Origin of the sequence: Micromonospora sp. NPDC005299, assembly GCF_042872345.1 — a bacterium.
In the GTDB taxonomy this organism is placed as follows: Bacteria; Actinomycetota; Actinomycetes; order Mycobacteriales; family Micromonosporaceae; genus Micromonospora.
This window is the reverse complement of the sequence record NZ_JBIAKG010000001.1, coordinates 947,273-961,657: the sequence shown is the minus strand read 5'-3', so window position 1 is coordinate 961,657 and position 14,385 is coordinate 947,273. Positions and strand designations below refer to the sequence as shown.

13 protein-coding genes are annotated in these 14,385 nt (G+C 75.0%); 9 read left to right on the top strand and 4 right to left on the bottom strand.

Going from position 1 to position 14,385, the window contains the following annotated elements; all coding sequences use genetic code 11:
- The first annotated feature begins 97 nt into the window (after nucleotides 1-97).
- Complete coding sequence (locus tag ACFYPD_RS04680; RefSeq protein ID WP_387108818.1) at nucleotides 98-1,102, top strand: glycine betaine ABC transporter substrate-binding protein; 1,005 nt, start codon at nucleotides 98-100, stop codon at nucleotides 1,100-1,102.
- Nucleotides 1,103-1,246: 144 nt separating this feature from the next.
- Nucleotides 1,247-3,193, top strand: coding sequence for a hypothetical protein (locus tag ACFYPD_RS04675; RefSeq protein WP_387108816.1), 1,947 nt, complete (start codon nucleotides 1,247-1,249; stop codon nucleotides 3,191-3,193).
- Nucleotides 3,194-3,208: 15 nt separating this feature from the next.
- Here the strand turns inward: ACFYPD_RS04675 and ACFYPD_RS04670 are convergent, their stop codons facing one another.
- Both ACFYPD_RS04670 and ACFYPD_RS04665 read right to left on the bottom strand, forming a co-directional pair.
- On the bottom strand, nucleotides 3,209-4,378 hold the full coding sequence (locus tag ACFYPD_RS04670; RefSeq protein WP_387108813.1) for an NADH-quinone oxidoreductase subunit D: 1,170 nt from the start codon (nucleotides 4,376-4,378) through the stop codon (nucleotides 3,209-3,211).
- The gene (locus ACFYPD_RS04665; RefSeq protein WP_387108811.1) at nucleotides 4,375-5,505 is read right to left on the bottom strand and encodes an SAM-dependent methyltransferase; all 1,131 of its coding nucleotides are present in this window, start codon (nucleotides 5,503-5,505) and stop codon (nucleotides 4,375-4,377) included. The genes ACFYPD_RS04670 and ACFYPD_RS04665 overlap by 4 nt, the downstream gene beginning before the upstream one ends.
- A gap of 227 nt (nucleotides 5,506-5,732) precedes the next feature.
- Between ACFYPD_RS04665 and ACFYPD_RS04660 the strand changes: the two genes are divergently transcribed.
- The 7 genes from ACFYPD_RS04660 (at nucleotide 5,733) to ACFYPD_RS04630 (ending at nucleotide 12,681) form a co-directional block, all read left to right on the top strand.
- Nucleotides 5,733-6,680, top strand: coding sequence for a Rossmann-like and DUF2520 domain-containing protein (locus ACFYPD_RS04660; RefSeq protein WP_387108808.1), 948 nt, complete (start codon nucleotides 5,733-5,735; stop codon nucleotides 6,678-6,680).
- Between the two features lie 56 nt (nucleotides 6,681-6,736).
- Nucleotides 6,737-7,585: a pantoate--beta-alanine ligase gene (gene panC, locus ACFYPD_RS04655; protein ID WP_387108806.1), complete on the top strand. Its 849-nt coding sequence runs from the start codon at nucleotides 6,737-6,739 to the stop codon at nucleotides 7,583-7,585.
- A gap of 30 nt (nucleotides 7,586-7,615) precedes the next feature.
- Nucleotides 7,616-8,044 carry an aspartate 1-decarboxylase gene (gene panD / locus ACFYPD_RS04650; RefSeq protein WP_387108803.1) on the top strand — a complete coding sequence of 143 codons (429 nt, stop codon included), beginning with the start codon at nucleotides 7,616-7,618 and terminating at the stop codon, nucleotides 8,042-8,044.
- A gap of 96 nt (nucleotides 8,045-8,140) precedes the next feature.
- Complete coding sequence (locus ACFYPD_RS04645; protein ID WP_387108801.1) at nucleotides 8,141-9,034, top strand: septum formation family protein; 894 nt, start codon at nucleotides 8,141-8,143, stop codon at nucleotides 9,032-9,034.
- A gap of 61 nt (nucleotides 9,035-9,095) precedes the next feature.
- Nucleotides 9,096-10,835 carry an L-aspartate oxidase gene (gene nadB, locus ACFYPD_RS04640; RefSeq protein WP_387108798.1) on the top strand — a complete coding sequence of 580 codons (1,740 nt, stop codon included), beginning with the start codon at nucleotides 9,096-9,098 and terminating at the stop codon, nucleotides 10,833-10,835.
- 173 nt (nucleotides 10,836-11,008) lie between these two features.
- Nucleotides 11,009-11,905, top strand: a complete 897-nt coding sequence (gene nadC, locus ACFYPD_RS04635) for a carboxylating nicotinate-nucleotide diphosphorylase (RefSeq protein ID WP_387108795.1) — start codon at nucleotides 11,009-11,011, stop codon at nucleotides 11,903-11,905.
- A gap of 17 nt (nucleotides 11,906-11,922) precedes the next feature.
- Nucleotides 11,923-12,681, top strand: a complete 759-nt coding sequence (locus ACFYPD_RS04630; RefSeq protein WP_387108793.1) for a type III pantothenate kinase — start codon at nucleotides 11,923-11,925, stop codon at nucleotides 12,679-12,681.
- 62 nt (nucleotides 12,682-12,743) lie between these two features.
- On the opposite strand, the gene ACFYPD_RS04625 is transcribed toward ACFYPD_RS04630, so the two are convergent.
- Together ACFYPD_RS04625 and ACFYPD_RS04620 are read right to left on the bottom strand one after the other, a co-directional pair.
- The gene (locus tag ACFYPD_RS04625) at nucleotides 12,744-13,535 is read right to left on the bottom strand and encodes a class I SAM-dependent methyltransferase (protein ID WP_387108790.1); all 792 of its coding nucleotides are present in this window, start codon (nucleotides 13,533-13,535) and stop codon (nucleotides 12,744-12,746) included.
- A gap of 36 nt (nucleotides 13,536-13,571) precedes the next feature.
- A complete protein-coding gene (locus ACFYPD_RS04620) occupies nucleotides 13,572-14,312 on the bottom strand; it encodes a class I SAM-dependent methyltransferase (protein WP_387108787.1) in 741 nt (246 codons plus the stop codon).
- Between the last annotated feature and the right edge of the window lie 73 nt (nucleotides 14,313-14,385).

The window sequence follows — 14,385 nt, the reverse complement described above, 5'->3', positions numbered from 1 at the left end:
GATATTGGCTGGAAGTCGCGGGCGTTCGATCGGATCGCCCGTCGGACACGCGGCCGGCCCGACACGGGTCGCGCCGGGACACGGAAGGCGGGCACTGATGCACGCACGTTCACGGTTGGCCGTAGGGGCGCTCGGCGTCCTCGCTGCGGCGAGCCTCCTCACCGGCTGCGGTGGCGCCGGTTCCTCCGGCACCGACGCGCCCGAGCAGGGTGCCTCCGGGGCCGGTTGCGCCCCGGTGGCGGGCGACAAGCTGGTCGTCCTCACCGACGACAAGAAGCTCCAGAACACCGACAACGTCATCCCGGCGGTCAACGCGAAGGCGGCCACGCCGCAGCTCGTCGCCGCGCTCGACAAGGTCTCCGCGAAGCTCGACACCCCCAAGCTGATCGAGCTGAACCGCGCGGTCGACGTCGACCGGAAGACCCCGCAGGTCGCGGCGAAGGAGTTCGCCGACGCCAACGGGGTGACCGACGGCGTCGAGAAGGGCCCCGGCGGCCAGGTCACGGTCGGCGCCGGCAACTTCAGCGAGAGCCAGACCGTCGCCGAGCTCTACAAGATCGCGCTCACCGCGGCCGGCTACCAGGTCAAGGTGCAGACCATCGGCAACCGCGAGCTCTACGAGCCGGCCCTGGAGAAGGGCCAGGTCCAGGTCGTTCCCGAATACGCGGCGACGATGGCCGAGTTCCTCAACACCAAGGCCAACGGCCAGAACGCCCAGCCGATCTCCTCGCCGGAGCTGGACAAGACGGTCGGCGCGCTGAAGGCGGCCGGCGACAAGGTCGGCATCAGCTTCGGCCAGCCCGCCCAGGCGCAGGACCAGAACGCCTTCGCGGTCACCAAGGCGTTCGCCGACAAGTACCAGGTCGCCACCCTCTCCGACCTGGCGGCCAAGTGCTCCGGCACGGCCACCGTCCTGGCCGGCCCGCCGGAGTGCCCGCAGCGGCCGAAGTGCCAGGCCGGCCTCGTCGAGGTCTACGACTTCAAGGCCGGCTCGTTCAGCTCGTTGGACGCGGGCGGCCCGCAGACCAAGAACGCCCTGAAGACCGGCGCGGCCAGCGTCGGCCTGGTGTTCTCCTCCGACGCCGCGCTCGCCGCGAGCTGACCACCGCCGCCGCGCCGGCGGGCCCCCGGGCCCGCCGGCGCCCCGGCGGCCGCCGGGGCCGGGAGGGAATCCCTGGTCACTGGCTTTACATCGATGCTTTCGGCCCGTTCCCTACCGGGTCAACTCTCGGTAGTCTGCTCAGCCATGCCCGCCTCGGTCGCCCCCGCCGAAAACCGCAGTCCCCAGCTGCTGACCGTCCTGTTCTGGATCGGAGTGGCGCTCGCGCCCCTGGCGGCGCTCATCCTGCTGGTCGCCGACGGCAACGGATCGCTCCGGTTCGGCGCCGTGCTGGCGATCCTGGCCGTGGTGCTGATCGGTCTCTCCGTCGCGCTGCGCGCGGAGAGCGGCGGCGGGGCGTCCGGCGCGGAGGAGTTGCGCGAGGAGATCGAGCAGCTCCGCCGGGAGTTGCGCGGGGAGATCGTGGCCGCCGCCCAGCGCCGCAACCAGGCGCTCGACCAGGTCCAGCGGACCCAGGAGTCGGTCACCACGATGCGCCGACGGCTCGACGCCGCGGCCGCCGGCATCGCCGCCGCCGCGGGACTGACGACGTCCGCCACCGAGGAGGCGGCCGGCGGCCGCGCCCGGGTGTCGGTCACCGAGCCCTACGACGAGGGGCGTGCCCGCACCGAGCCGGGCCGGGCGCAGCCCGCCGCGCGGGACGAGGACGAGGCGGTCCGCCGCCCGCAGGCCGGCAGCCGGTACGGGGCCGACCCCGCCGCCGACCGCCCCGGCCACACCGCCGACCGCCCTCAGGCCGCCGACTACGGCGCCGACCGCCCTGAGGCCGGCGTCTACGGCGCGGACCGGCCCCAGGCCGGCGTTTACGGCGCCGATCGCCCTCAGGCCGGTGTCTACGGTGCCGACCGCCCTCAGGCCGCCAACTACGGCGCCGACCGCCCTCAGGCCGGGGTCTACGGCGCTCCCCGCGCTGCCGAGCCGGACATGCGGGCGGAGTCCCGGCAGGTTGGGGTGGTGCACCACACCGAGACCGTGCACGTCACCACCCGGCACACCATCGTCGACGGGGGCGCCGACCCCGCCGGCAGCCGCTACGGCGGCTACGGCGGCCACTGGTCCCCCGTGCCCGAGGAGCGCTCGTGGAGCGGCGCGGAGCCGGAGGAGCGTCCCCGCGCCGGATACCGGAATGCCGACGACGGGCACACCCGGCCCGGTCGGGACGAACCCTCGCGATCCGCGCAGGTCGGCGACGGCTGGTCCGGGTCGACCGGCTCTCGGGACGAGGCCTCCTGGTCGGGGGCGCCCGGCGGCGAGCACGCGTGGGCGGGCGTCGGCCGGACGTCCGGCGAGGACCGGAGCTGGTCCGCGCGGGAGGGCGAGGACCGTGGCTGGTCCGCCGACCCGGCCGACGACCGGTCCTGGTCGGCGGGATCGGGCGAGCAGCGACCCCGACCGGCCGACGGTCGGACCTGGCGATCGGGCCAGGAGGGGCGGGCGGACGACCGGTCCTGGCCGCCGGGACCCGGCGGCCGCGAGGGGGCGGGCTGGTCCGCCGCCCCGCGCGACGAGGCCGCCCGCAGCGGCCAGGGCGGCTGGGCGGGTCAGGACGCCCGGACCGGGCGGGGCGCCGTGCCGGACCAGGGCGACCGGAGCGGCTACGGCGAGCGGGCGGCCGACGGCTGGGCGGGGACGGATGCGGGCGGGGCGCCGGCCGAGCAGCCCGGTCGGGCGGTGGCCGACGACCCGGACGGTGACTACTGGTCCGAGCTGCGCACCGGCAACCGGTGGGCCGCGGTCCGCGACGACGAGCACGGCCGGGAGATCCGGGTCGGGGAGCGGCGGGCCGCGGTGCACGCCGACGGCGGCGGCACCGAGTACCGGGTCGAGGACCGCTGGGCGTCCGTCCGCGGCGGCGCCGGTTCCGGCGAGCCGGGCGGCGGCTGGGTGGAGGAGGGCCGACCGGCGCTCCCGGCCGGTGGGGTGCCGGTGCCGGACGAGTGGCGGCCCCCGACGCAGCGCAGCGGCCAGCCGGAGTGGCGTCAGGTCGAGCCGGAGCCGGCCCGCTACGGCTACCCGCCGCGCGACGACGCCCCCCGGGCCGGCGGCGCCCGAACCACCGACCACTGGCGCTGACCCCGGCCCGGCGGGCTATTTGTCGATGTCGCCGACCACGAAGAACATCGAGCCGAGGATGGCGATCAGGTCCGGCACCAGGCAGCCCGGGAGCAGGGTCGCCAGCGCCTGCACGTTCGCGTACGAGGCGGTGCGCAGCTTGAGTCGCCACGGGGTCTTCTCGCCCCGCGACACCAGGTAGTAGCCGTTGATGCCGAGCGGGTTCTCGGTCCAGGCGTAGGTGTGCCCCTCGGGCGCCTTGACCACCTTGGGCAGCCGGGTGTTCACCGGCCCGGTGAGCCGGTCCACCCGGTCCAGGCACTGCTCGGCGAGGTCGAGCGAGGCGTACACCTGGTCGAGCAGCACCTCGAAGCGGGCGTGGCAGTCCCCGGCGGTCTTGGTGACCACGGGCACGTCGAGCTGGTCGTACGCCAGGTAGGGCTCGTCCCGGCGCAGGTCCAGGTCGAGCCCGGAGGCCCGGGCGACCGGCCCGGAGGCGCCGAACGCGGCGGCGTCGGTCGCGGACAGCACGCCGACCCCGACGGTGCGGGCCAGGAAGATCTCGTTGCGCCGGATCAGGTTGTCCAGGTCGGGCATCCGGCGGCGGACCTCGCCGATCGCCGCCCGCGCCCGCGTGGTCCAGCCGGCCGGCACCTCCTCCTTGAGCCCGCCGACCCGGTTGAACATGTAGTGGATCCGGCCGCCGGAGACCTCCTCCATCACGGCCTGGATGGTCTCCCGCTCGCGGAACGCGTAGAACATCGGCGTGATCGCGCCGATCTCCAGCGGGTAGGAGCCGAGGAACATCAGGTGGTTGAGCACCCGGTTCAGCTCGGCGAGCGCCATCCGCAGCCAGACCGCGCGCTCCGGCACCTCCATGCCCATCAGCCGTTCGACGGCGAGGACCACGCCCAACTCGTTGGAGAACGCGGAGAGCCAGTCGTGCCGGTTGGCCAGCACGATGATCTGCCGGTAATCGCGGACCTCGAAGAGCTTCTCCGCGCCCCGGTGCATGTAACCGATGATCGGCTCGGCGGAGACCACCCGCTCGCCGTCGAGCACCAGCTTCAGCCGGAGCACGCCGTGCGTCGACGGGTGCTGCGGCCCGATGTTGAGCACCATGTCGGTGCCGAGCTGCTCCCCGCCGGCTCCGGTGCCGACGGTCAGTTCGCGGAGGTCGCCGGCGTCGGTGGTCATGTCCGTCATCGTGCCATGAGCGGATCGAGGGCGACGTCGACCGGTTGCAGCAGCCACCAGTGCCCGCCGAGGCCGGCCGGGTCGGTCAGCTCGGCCACCGCCGACGCGGCGGCGAGGGCCCGCACGTAGCCGGCCGGGTCCCGGGAGGCCAGGCTCAGCGGCGGTCGCCCGCCGTCGGCCCCGAGCGCCCGCAGCCCCTCCCGCTGCGAAACCAGGGTGTACGCACACCGCGCAACCCGCTCACCGGCGGAGGCGACCGAGTCCATGGCCACGTGCGCCGTCACGTCACACGACCCGTCCGGCACCGGCGCCACCTGCCGCCCACCCCGGTACCCGGTGAGGCTTCCGTCGATTGGCCGGTCGTCTCGCAGGTGCCCGTAGTCCATCGTGAGGGCGAGCCCCCGGTCGAGGTGCGCCACCGCGTCCGTCCAGGCCTCGTCGCGGGTCCGCCCGATCTCGGCTCTCGCGCCGGCAGAGGACCACCACCGGTCCAGCCAGTCGGCATCCTCGCCGCTCACCGGGTCGCCCGCCGACTCCTCGCCCGTCGCCGGGTCCACCAGCAGGTACCGCCAGCCCCCGGGGGTGTGCACCGCGAGGTCCAACGGAACGTTGTCCAGCCACTCGGTGGCTACCAGGAGGCCCGTGATGCCCGGCGGGATCTCGTCCCGCCACTCGATCTCCGCCGGCAGGTCCTCCGGGCGCGGCGCCTTCTCGACCGCGACGAGGCGTACCCGCTGGGCCAACGGCACCGGCGCGGCGGCGAAGGACCCGACGGAGGCCGGCTCGGAGGGCGACGGGCGTGCGGCGGCCGTGGTGGTCAGGGCTTCGGGGGAGCCCGCCCGCGGAGGGATCAAGCCTGACCGCCCGGAGCGGGTGGGCTCCCCCGAAACCCCCACCGCGAGCGACAACGACCGCAACAGCTCGCCCCGACCAGCACCCACGTCCACCACGTCCAGACGAGCGGGATGGCCGAGAGCGGCATCGAGAGAAGACACCAACCGCAGCAGGCAGGAGGCGAAGACCGGAGACACGTGGACGCTGGTGCGGAAGTGGGCGGCCGGCCCGGGGCCGGCGACGAAGAAGCCGTCCGGCCCGTAGAGCGCCCGCTGCATCGCGTCACGCCAGCGGAGCGCCATCAGTTCAGTCCTCGTGCCGGGGGCGTCACCGTGCCGACCCTACGGTGGGCGGACGGCCGGCGCCTCCGCGACGTGGGCTGACGTACCAGAAGGGGCCGTTCGGCGCCGCCGGAGCGGGCCGTTCCGCGCCGTCGGTGAAGGTTTTCACACATGCTTGTTTCGGCTCTGTGACCCCGGCGCATACTTGCGATCGACCGGTACCCCCTCCGAGGACTGGATCGATTGCCATGAGCGCACCCCTGCGTTCGCGTCCGGCCGCCCCGCCCCGGGCCGCCGACGCCCCGCTCGTCTTCCCGCGCACCCTCACGGTCGGCGTGATCGGCGCCGGCCGGGTCGGCGCCGTGCTCGGCGCGGCCCTCGCCGCGTCCGGCCACCGGGTGGTCGCCGCCGCCGGCGCCTCCGGGGCCACCAGGGCCCGGATGGCGCTGCTGCTGCCGCAGACCCCGACCCGCTCCGCCGCCGCCGTGGCGCGTGCCGCCACCGACCTGCTGGTCGTGGCGGTCCCCGACGACGCCCTCGCTGGCGTGGTGGCCGGCCTGGCCGAGGCCGGCGCGCTGCGCCCCGGCCAGGTGGTCGCGCACACCTCCGGTGCGCACGGGCTGACCGTCCTGGCCCGGGCCGCCGCCGCCGGCGTCCGGCCGCTCGCGCTGCACCCGGCGATGACCTTCACGGGTACGCCGGACGACCTGACCCGCCTCGCCGGCATCTCCTACGGGGTGACCGCCCCGGCCGAGCTGCGCGCGTTCGCCGCCCGGCTGGTGGCCGACCTGGGCGGCGTGCCCGAGTGGGTGGCGGAGGGCGACCGGCCGCTCTACCACGCGGCCCTGGCGCACGGCGCGAACCACCTGGTGACCCTCGTTAACGAGGCCGCCGACCGGCTGCGCGACGCCGGGGTGGACCGGCCGGAGAAGGTGCTCGCCCCGCTGCTCCGGGCCGCCCTGGAGAACGCGCTGCGCCTCGGCGACGACGCGCTCACCGGCCCGGTCTCCCGGGGCGACGCGGGCACCGTACGCCGGCACCTGGAGCGACTGGTGGCGACCGCCCCGGAATCCGTGCCCCCGTACCTGGCGTTGGCCCGACGGACGGCGGACCGGGCGATCGCGGCGGGCCGGCTGCGGCCGGCCGACGCGGCGCCGCTGCTGGACGTCCTGGACGGCATGCAGGTGTCGGCGTGAGGGTGAGGAGCGAGCCGGTTGTGCGAGCCCCGCAGTCCCGAACTGAGGAGGCACTGATGACGGAGCTGGTGCACAGCCGCAAGGAGCTCGCGGCGGCCCGGGACGCGCTGACCGGCACGGTCGGCGTGGTGATGACCATGGGCGCGCTGCACTCGGGGCACGAGACCCTGCTGCGGGCCGCCCGGGAGCGGGCCGACCACGTCCTCGTGACGATCTTCGTGAACCCGCTCCAGTTCGGCCCGAACGAGGACTTCGACCGCTACCCGCGCACCCTCGACGCCGACCTGGAGATCTGCCGGCGGGCTGGCGCCGACGTGGTCTTCGCCCCCGCCGTGGCCGACATGTACCCGGAGGGCCAGCCGAAGGTGCGGCTGAACCCGGGGCCGCTCGGCGAGGACCTGGAGGGGCTCAGCCGCCCCGGCTTCTTCCACGGCGTGCTCACCGTGGTCATGAAGCTGCTCCAGCTCACCCGCCCGGACCTGGCCTTCTTCGGCGAGAAGGACTACCAGCAGCTCACCCTGGTCCGGCGGATGGTCCGCGACCTGGACGTGCCGACGGAGATCGTCGGCGTACCGACCGTGCGGGAACCGGACGGGCTGGCCCTGTCCAGCCGCAACCGCTACCTGTCGGCGGAGGAGCGGCAGGCCGCGCTGAGCCTCTCCGCCGCGCTGCGGGCCAGCGTCGAGGCCGCCGAGCAGGGCGCGGACGCCGGCACCGTGCTGGCCGCCGCGCACCGGGCCTTCGAATCGGGTACGCCGGGCGCCCGCCTCGACTACCTGGTGCTCACCGACGCCGACCTGGAGCCCGGCCCGGTCTCCGGCGCGGCGCGGCTGCTGGTCGCCGCCTGGGTCGGCGCCACCCGCCTGATCGACAACACGGCGATCCACCTCGCCCCGCGTTCCTGACCCGACCAGATCCCTCGGAAAGGCACCCCGATGCTCCGGACCATGCTCAAGTCGAAGATCCACCGGGCCACGGTGACCCAGGCCGATCTGCACTACGTCGGCTCGGTGACCGTGGACGAGGATCTGCTCGACGCGGCCGACCTCATTCCGGGCGAGCAGGTCGCGATCGTGGACATCACCAACGGCGCCCGGCTGGAGACGTACGTGATCTCGGGCCGGCGGGGCAGCGGCGTGATCGGCATCAACGGCGCCGCGGCGCACCTGGTGCACCCGGGTGACCTGGTCATCCTCATCTCGTACGGGCAGATGGACGACGCCGAGGCGCGCTCCTACCAGCCGCGGGTGGTGCACGTCGACGCCGACAACCGGGTCGTCGACCTGACCGCCGACCCGACCACGGCCGCCCCGGGCACCGCCGGCGATCCCGTCCCCAACCCGCTGGCCGCCGCCCTCAACTGAGCCCGGGCCGCACGCACGGTCTGTCACCGGAAGGTCATTTCCCGCTACCCTGGTCGGACCGTCGGAATCGACGGTCGTCGGGCTGGGGGAGGCGCGATGGGCCGGGCGATGCGGAGCGTCGTCGCCGCGTTGGTCGCGGGGGCGGCGCTGGCCGGGTGTGCCTCGTCTGGCGGGCTGGACGGGGACCTCACCGACGACTGGGGCGCCCTGCCGCAGGCCGGCGCGTTCACCCCGGCCGCCGGGATCTGCCAGGTCGCCGACTTCACCCCCGCCGTCGGCCTGTCCGGCTACGACCCGGTCGGCTGCGACCTGCCGCACCGGGTGGAGACCGTGCACGTGGGGACGTTCACGGTCGAGCGGGCCAGCCCGCCGGTGCTCGGCTCGCCCGAGCTGCGGACCGCCTTCGCCGACTGCGACACCCGGGCCGGCGGCTACGTCGGCGACAACTGGCGGGCCGGCCGGCTGCGGCTGGCCGTGGCGCTGCCCACGGGGCCCGGCTGGGCGGCCGGCTCCCGCTGGTACCGCTGCGACCTGACCGAGCTGACCACGGTCGAGGCGGCGGCGACCGTGGTGACCCGGACGGGCAGCCTGCGCGACGCGCTCAAGGGTCCGTCCCCGCTGCGGCTGGGCTGCCAGCGCACCGGCCGGGACGCCCGCCGGGTGCAGACCCTCACCCCGGTCGACTGCCGCACCGCCCACGACGCCGAGTTCGTCGGGGTGTGGACGGCGCCGGACCGCCCGTACCCGAGGAAGGACGCCGACTGGGCGCCCCTCTACACCGGCTGCAACACCGTCCTGGCGGCGTACGCCGGCGTGCCCGACGACCCGACGCTGCGGTTCCGCAGCGGCGTGGTGGTCCGCCCGCCCGGCGCCGGCCGGTGGGCGGTCGGCGACCGGGGCGTGCGCTGCTACCTCTGGCTCAGCGACCGCACGGTGACCGCCTCGCTCAAGGGGGCCGGCCCGGCGGGCCTGCCGGTCCGGACGCGGTAGCCGAAACCACTCGTCCCGCCCCCGCCGCCCGGGACGAGAGCCCTTCGGGTTGACTGTGCTCATGGACCTTCCGACCGCCGACCTGCCGGCCCTGCCGAGGCTGCTCGCCGCGCCCGCACCCGGCTGGGTGGAGACCACCGACGTGATCGTCGTCGGCTCCGGGGTCGCCGGGCTGACCGCCGCGCTGCACCTGCGCGAGGCCGGCCTGCATGTCACCGTGGTCACCAAGGTCAACATCGACGAGGGCTCGACCCGCTGGGCGCAGGGCGGCATCGCCGCGGTGCTCGACCCGGCGGACACGCCGGCCGCGCACGCGTACGACACCGAGGTGGCCGGCGTCGGCCTCTGCGACCCGGCGGCGGTCCGGGTGCTGGTGGAGGAGGGCCCGACCCGGCTGCGCGAGCTGATGCGGATCGGGGCGGAGTTCGACCGCAACCCGGACGGCTCGCTGATGCTCACCCGGGAGGGCGGCCACCGGGCCGACCGGATCGTGCACGCCGGCGGCGACGCCACCGGGGCCGAGGTGCAGCGGGCGCTGCACGCCGCGGTGCGCCGCGACCCGTGGATCCGGCTGGTCGAGCACGCCCTGGTGCTGGACCTGCTGCGCGCACCCGGCGACGGGCCGGACGGGCTCGGCCCGGCCTGCGGCATCACCCTGCACGTGCTCGGTGAGGGCAGCGAGGACGGCGTCGGCGCCATCCTGGGCCGGGCCGTGGTGCTGGCCACCGGCGGGATGGGGCAGATCTTCGCGGCCACCACCAACCCGGCGGTGTCCACCGGCGACGGGGTGGCGCTCGCGCTGCGGGCCGGCGCGGCGGTCACCGACCTGGAGTTCGTGCAGTTCCACCCGACCGCGCTGATCGTGCCGGCGGGTGAGCCGGGCGCGGGCCTCGCCCAGCAGCCGCTGGTCTCCGAGGCGCTGCGCGGCGAGGGCGCCCACCTGGTCGACGGCGACGGCAAGCGGTTCATGGTGGGCCAGCACGAGCTGGCCGAGCTGGCCCCCCGCGACGTGGTGGCCAAGGGCATCCACCGGGTGCTGCTGGCCACCGGACGACAACTCCAGCTCGGCGCGTCTGACGCCGCGCCGCGACCTGGAGCCGTCGGCGCGGACCACGTCTGGCTGGACGCCCGCCACCTCGGCGGCGACTTCCTGGCCCGGCGCTTCCCGACCATCGTGGCCTCCTGCCTGGCCATCGGCGTGGACCCGGCCACCGACCTGATCCCGGTCGCCCCGGCCGCCCACTACGCCTCCGGCGGCGTCCGGACCGACCTGCGCGGCCGCACCTCGATCCCCGGCCTGTACGCCTGCGGCGAGGTCGCCTGCACCGGCGTGCACGGCGCCAACCGGCTGGCGAGCAACTCACTGCTGGAGGGGCTGGTCTTCTCCCGCCGGATCGCCGAGGACATCGCGGCCGGGCTGCCCGAGCAGGCGAAGCCGGCCGAGGTCGGCGCCTGGGTGGGCGGCCAGGGCTGGCTGGTGCCGGCGGGGGCCACGCCCACCCTGCAACGGGCCATGACCCGGGGCGCCGGGGTGCTCCGGTCGGCGCCCACGCTCGCCGGGACCGCCGCCACCCTCATCGAGCTGGGCCAGGCCCGGGGCGTGCCGCGCACCGCCGACTGGGAGGCGACGAACCTGATCACCGTGGCGTCGACCCTGGTCGCCGCCGCGTACGCCCGCCGGGAGACCCGCGGCTGCCACTGGCGGGAGGACTTCCCGACGGCCGACGAGCGGTGGCGGGGCCACCTGGTGGCCGGGATCGGGGCGGAGGGTTTCTTGACCGAGCGCTGGGAGGCACAGTGAGCGCGAGGAGTGAGCCGGTTTTGCGAGCCCCGCAGTCGCGAACCAAGGTGGCGCTGTGAGCGCGAGGAGTGAGCCGGTTTTGCGAGCCCCGCAGTCGCGAACGAAGGTGGCGCTGTGAGCGCGAGGAGTGAGCCGGTTTTGCGAGCCCCGCAGTCGCGAACGAAGGAGGCACAGTGAGGGAGTCGACGGAACGGGCGCTGCGGGCCGGTGGCCTGGACCCGGAGCGGGTCCGGCGGGTGGTCGTCGACGCGCTCACCGAGGACCTGGGCTCGAACTTCCTCGACGTGACGAGCGTCGCGACCATCCCGGACGCGCAGAACGACACCGCCGACCTGGTCGCCCGCGCCGACGGCGTGGTGGCCGGCCTGCCGGTGGCCGCGGCGGTGTTCGAGCTGGTGGGCGAGGTGACCGGGGCGGACCGTGCCGTCGAGGTGTCGCTGGTGGCTCACGACGGGCAGCGGGTGGCGCGCGGCGACGTGCTGGCCACGGTGACCGGCCCGACCCGGCTGCTGCTCACCGCCGAGCGGACGGCGCTCAACCTGCTCTCCCGCATGTCCGGGGTGGCCACCCACACCCGGGCCTGGGCCGACGCGCTGGCCGGCACCAAGGCGACGGTGCTCGACACCCGCAAGACCACGCCCGGCCTGCGGGCCCTGGAGAAGTACGCGGTCCGCGCCGGCGGCGGCACCAACAAGCGGATGGGCCTGCACGACGTCGCCATGATCAAGGACAACCACAAGGTGGCCGCGGGCGGGATCGGGGCCGCGTTCCGCCGGGTCCGGGAGGCGTTCCCGGACGTGCCGGTGCAGGTGGAGGTGGACACCCTGGCCGAGGCGGTGGAGGCCGTTGAGGCCGGTGCCGCCTTCCTGCTGCTCGACAACATGACCCCGGCGCAGCTGCGCGAGGTGGTCGCCGCGGTGGGCGACCGGGCGGAGCTGGAGGCGACCGGCGGGCTCACCCTGCCGGTGGCCGCCGAGTACGGGGCGACCGGCGTCGACTTCCTCTCCGTCGGTGCGCTGACCCACTCCTCGCCGATCCTGGACATCGCCCTGGATCTGCGCGAGGAATGACCGTCTAGGCTGCCGCTGTGCTGCTCTGCATCGACATCGGGAACACCAACACCGTGCTGGCGACCTTCGACGGCGACAAGCTGGTGCACAACTGGCGGATCAAGACCGACGCCCGGTCCACGGCGGACGAGCTGGGTCTGATGTTCCGCGGGTTGCTGGCAGGTGACGCCGTGGAGATCACCGGGGTGGCCGCCTGCTCGACCGTGCCGGCCGCGCTGCGCTCGCTGCGCACCATGCTGGCGCGCTACTACGCCGACCTGCCCAGCGTGATCGTCGAGCCCGGGGTGCGCACCGGTGTGCAGCTCGCCATCGACAACCCCAAGGAGGTCGGCGCGGACCGGGTGGTGAACACCCTGGCCGCGTACACCCTCTACGGCGGGCCGTGCATCGTGGTGGACTTCGGCACCACCACCAACTTCGACGTGATCAGCGGCCGGGGCGAGTTCCTCGGCGGCGCGTTCGCGCCGGGCATCGAGATCTCCTTCGACGCGCTCGCCGCCCGCGCCGCTCAGCTCCGCAAGGTGGAGGCCACCCGGCCCCGCTCGGTGATCGGCAAGAACACGGTCGAGTGCCTCCAGGCCGGCCTCTACTTCGGCTTCGCCGGCCAGGTGGACCGGATCGTCGAGCGGATGACCGAGGAGCTGGGCGAGGTGAAGGCCGTGATCGCCACCGGCGGCCTGGCCTCGCTGGTGCTCAGCGAGTGCCGCACCATCACCCACCACGAGCCGATGATCACCCTGATCGGCCTGCGAATGGTCTACGAGCGCAACATCTGAGGTGCACGGGAGGGCCCCTCGTCGACGCCTCCGGTAGAGAAGGTGCCCCCTCCTGACACTTCTCAGCGGCGGTGGGAGCGGAACACGAGGGTGCGGTAGGGCAGCTCGACCGTCGCGCGGCCGGCCAGGTCGGGGTGGGTGGCGAAGAGTTCGCGCAGCTCCCGGTCGATCCGCTCCCGCTCGGCCGGCGGGGCGGTGAGCCAGTACGAGCGGGTGTGCAGCATGCCGACCACCTCGTCCGGGGTGAGCGTGGTCGCGTGGGCGAACTCGCCCAGCTCGACCGGCTCGAACGCGGGGCCGAAGTCGCCGTACTTCTCGGTCACGTCGCCGGCGTTGTCCCCCAGGTGGGCGACCCGGGTCAGCTCCGCCACCCAGGCCACCCGCTCGTCGCGGACGTTCCAGATCGGCGCGAACGTGCCGCCCGGCCGCAGCACCCGGGCGATCTCGGCGTGCGCGGGCTCCCGGTCGAACCAGTGGTAGGCCTGCCCCACCAGCACGGCGTCGGCCCACCCGTCCGGCAGCGGCACCGACTCGGCGCTGCCGGCCAGCGCCGTCGTGCCCGGGGTGGCGGCTGCCAGTTGCGCCCGCATCCCCGGATCCGGCTCCACCGGTACGACCTGCGACAACTCCAGCTCGGCGCGTCTGGCGCCGCGCCGCGACCTGGAGCCGTCGTGCCCGAGCGCGAGCACGCCGCGGGTGAGGATGCCGGTGCCCGCGCCGAGGTCCACCACCCGGGTCGGGCCGGCCAGCCCGTCCAGCGCCCAGCGCAGCGCCTCCTCGGGGTAGCGGGGGCGGAACCGGTCGTACTCGGCGGCGGCGGCGCCGAAGGAAAGTGCCTGGGTGACGTCGGCCATGGGCCGAGGCTAGTGCGGCGGCCGGCCGCGCGGGGGTCAGTGGCGGCGCGCCCGGGCGACCAGGGTGCGGTAGGGGAGGTCGACGGTGTCCCGGCCGGCCAGGTCCGGGTGGGTGGCAAGGAGGTCCCGCAGCTCCGCGTCGACCTCGCGCCGGCGGTCCGGCCCGGCGGTCAGGTAGTGCGAGCGGGTGCGCACCATGCCGAGCAGCTCGTCCGGGGTCAGCGGGGTGGCGTGGCCGAACTCGGCCCACTCGGGCGCCGCGAACCGGGGACCGAAGCCGGTCACGGTCTCGCGCAGGTGGTCGACGGTGTCCCCGATCTCAGCGATCCGGTTCAGCTCGGTCACCCAGCCGACCCGGTCGTCCCGGAGGTTCCACACCGCGGCGAAGATCCCGCCGGCCCGCAGCACCCGGGCGATCTCCGGGTGCGCCCGCTCCCGGTCGAACCAGTGGTACGCCTGACCGACCAGCACCGCGTCCGCGTACCCGTCGGGCAGCGGGACCGACTCGGCGCTGCCGTCCCGGGCGGCGACGCCCGGCGTGGCCACGTCGAACTGGGCGCGCATCCCCGGGTCGGGCTCGACGGCGGTCACCTCGTGCCCGAGGGCGAGCAGGCCGCGGCTGACGATGCCGGTGCCGGCGCCCAGGTCGACGGTGTGGGCCGGCGGGGCGAGATCGTCGAGCGCCCAACGCAGCGCGGCCTCCGGATAGCGGGGCCGGTAGCGGTCGTAGTCGGCGGCGGCGGTGCCGAACGAGAGGGCCTCACTGGGGTCGGTCATGGCGGGCAGGTTATCCCGTAACGACCCGGCAGCCCCTTGAGTACGCTCGGGGCCTGACCCCGCCCGAATTCTC

Excerpts from the sequence above, each read along its gene's own strand:
- nadB (WP_387108798.1), top strand. The coding sequence starts at position 9,096 with ATGGACCTTCCGACCGCCGACCTGCCGGCCCTGCCGAGGCTGCTCGCC.
- ACFYPD_RS04660 (WP_387108808.1), top strand. The coding sequence starts at position 5,733 with ATGAGCGCACCCCTGCGTTCGCGTCCGGCCGCCCCGCCCCGGGCCGCC.
- ACFYPD_RS04680 (WP_387108818.1), top strand. The coding sequence starts at position 98 with ATGCACGCACGTTCACGGTTGGCCGTAGGGGCGCTCGGCGTCCTCGCT.
- ACFYPD_RS04670 (WP_387108813.1), bottom strand. The coding sequence starts at position 4,378 with ATGACGGACATGACCACCGACGCCGGCGACCTCCGCGAACTGACCGTC.
- ACFYPD_RS04645 (WP_387108801.1), top strand. The coding sequence starts at position 8,141 with ATGGGCCGGGCGATGCGGAGCGTCGTCGCCGCGTTGGTCGCGGGGGCG.
- ACFYPD_RS04665 (WP_387108811.1), bottom strand. The coding sequence starts at position 5,505 with ATGGCGCTCCGCTGGCGTGACGCGATGCAGCGGGCGCTCTACGGGCCG.
- ACFYPD_RS04620 (WP_387108787.1), bottom strand. The coding sequence starts at position 14,312 with ATGACCGACCCCAGTGAGGCCCTCTCGTTCGGCACCGCCGCCGCCGAC.
- ACFYPD_RS04675 (WP_387108816.1), top strand. The coding sequence starts at position 1,247 with ATGCCCGCCTCGGTCGCCCCCGCCGAAAACCGCAGTCCCCAGCTGCTG.
- panD (WP_387108803.1), top strand. The coding sequence starts at position 7,616 with ATGCTCCGGACCATGCTCAAGTCGAAGATCCACCGGGCCACGGTGACC.
- panC (WP_387108806.1), top strand. The coding sequence starts at position 6,737 with ATGACGGAGCTGGTGCACAGCCGCAAGGAGCTCGCGGCGGCCCGGGAC.
- ACFYPD_RS04625 (WP_387108790.1), bottom strand. The coding sequence starts at position 13,535 with ATGGCCGACGTCACCCAGGCACTTTCCTTCGGCGCCGCCGCCGCCGAG.